Raw genomic sequence first — 2,288 nt, forward strand, 5'->3', positions numbered from 1 at the left:
CACCCCCGGCACCAATCTATCCAAGTCCAGCTCAAAACGGCGTATAAACTCACGTTGCCATGGTAAAAACGCTGGACCACGGTACACTGCATTGCGAGTTAAAAAATTGCTTCCCCAGCCCCCTGGGGTTCCTGTATACATACCGATATGATGATCGAGTACATACTTATCATAAGTATTGGTTATATTAGGATATCTATCACGTACATGTGCGGGATCGTTTGGATTGTCAACATATACGTACTCTTCCGCTTTCATAAGCTTAATAGCGGTAATGAAAGCGGCCTTTTCTTCTGTCGTCAGAGCATTCACATTTTTTCTACAAGTCATGAGTGAAAATTCCTTTTTAATATGCTTGGAAACAAATGCTAGGCATTAGTGACTAGAAGCAAACGTCCAGGCAGTGTGAATTTGAACAAACTGTATATTTAAGAGGCGTTATTTTTTAAACTCTGATACGTAATTAATCACGTCTTGTGCCAATTCAACTGGTGATTCGTATGAAGAATATGGTAATAGGCCAGACTCAAATACTCCTTCTTGCAGCTCTACAACTTCAAATTCTTTTTCATCAACTTCAACTTTTAATTTTCGTAAGTGCTTTTGGCTGTGGTCAACGCGTTTTTCGACTTCAAGTGCTCTTTTATCATGTAGACCAGCACGTTTCTCAACTTCATGTGCTTTTTTATCATGTAATTCAGAGCTTTGTAATTCAGAGCTTGAAAGATCAGAAAACTTAATTTTACGTCCTTTGTATTCTGTAGATTTAGGATACTTTTTATCTGAGGTAAGTTTGTCTTTTTTAGTCATCTCAATTTCTCCATTAGCTAAATATTTATTACAGCTGTTTATTTTGATGTTACAAAAGCATGGATCATTGGTTCATTGCCGAATAGGTTCGACATTGAATTTAAAATTTTGATAATTATCTTAAGCTCATTTGATTAGAAGACTTCTATCAAATGAAGCAATAACGATTACCATATACTCAAATTTATTCTCTCATATGAATATATTTGAGTGTAGCTATCCTTAAATAAAAAAAGTACAAACATCATAACCTGTTACTGGTGCGCATGTTACTTGCTTGCGGTGTCGTTACAGCCAGAAGCTATGTAAAATCTACCCCAGTCACTTACACTGTATTCATTTTATAGTGGACTGACTATACAGCCTGAGAACGGTGTATAAACTATATATCATTCGTTTAAAATAAAAATATAATGATATTAGAATAACTTTTTATAGCACTGCCTAACAAAGACAGCGCTTAAAAAACTTATCCCATTATCGTATAAAGATACAGCGTATTTATTTTATTTAGTATCAGCTATATAACAACCATAACTCTCTCGTAAAGACAACGCAAGCTGAATCTATTAAAGAATACGTAAATTACAGTTTAATGAATTCTAACTTGTAGACTATACAATACTCTACTTTATACAGTATTCTATTTCTAGAATATAATTTTTCATTGTAAGCCTATGATAGATAAAGAATATTAATATCGTTTCTAGTGAAGTATGCCACAGTAATACTCCCCTATTTAATAGCAAGTCATCAAATACAAAAAACCTCAAACAAGCTAATGTTTGAGGAATATGCTTGTCTTGATGTATTGTTTAAAACTATACCTTATCTAAAAGACAGAGTGTTAACACGATTTAGTTAGTAGCAGACTTTGTATCTACCCCTATCTTCACATTTGCCAGCACAAGCCAAGATAAAATCAGCACTATAGCCGGATCTTTCACCACGTTACAACTTCTCTCATAAGCAGCACTGAGTTTGCCATACCGGATACAGACACCAACAAGGCAAATGATGCAACCTTTGAAGCCATATTTTGCGCCAGCAGGTGCGCCTACAGTTCAAAGCCAATCAGCGTTGAGATATAGACAATAGATTTAAGCGACAGCCAAGACTTAAGTGATGCCTGCATAAATGTCACCACCTGCCATGCGTCAGCTTCCAATATAAGAGAAGATAGAGTCAAAATCACATAAGCGATCAGGCCACCCTATGCTACCAGTGTTAGCGCCGCTAGAGCCGATGCTTTGTTCTTACCGTTAGTAGGTGATCATTAATTTTGAAAGTATAATAAAAATATAAACTTATCGCGAATATTTTATTAAAGAGTAGACTACTTCTTATAGGTTGATACACACAGAATAACCGACCTTTATAGATAAAGGCTTTAAGAGAAAATTCAGACACAAAAAAACCTCAAGTAAACTAATACTTGAGGTTGAAACTTTTGTATTAAAACTAAGTTTTAAATATGG

At 35.1% G+C, this 2,288-nt stretch carries 3 protein-coding genes; all 3 read right to left on the minus strand.

The genetic code is table 11. From position 1 onward, the window contains the following. Nucleotides 1–330: hypothetical protein (locus ACS8FD_RS13095; RefSeq protein ID WP_439276214.1), on the minus strand; the 330-nt coding region annotated here is incomplete at its 3' end. A gap of 108 nt (nucleotides 331–438) precedes the next feature. After that, nucleotides 439–810, minus strand: a complete 372-nt coding sequence (locus ACS8FD_RS13100; RefSeq protein ID WP_439261098.1) for a hypothetical protein — start codon at nucleotides 808–810, stop codon at nucleotides 439–441. A gap of 1,057 nt (nucleotides 811–1,867) precedes the next feature. Next, complete coding sequence (locus ACS8FD_RS13105; RefSeq protein WP_439276215.1) at nucleotides 1,868–1,999, minus strand: hypothetical protein; 132 nt, start codon at nucleotides 1,997–1,999, stop codon at nucleotides 1,868–1,870. Between the last annotated feature and the right edge of the window lie 289 nt (nucleotides 2,000–2,288).

It is taken from the genome of Psychrobacter sp. 1U2, assembly GCF_051847575.1.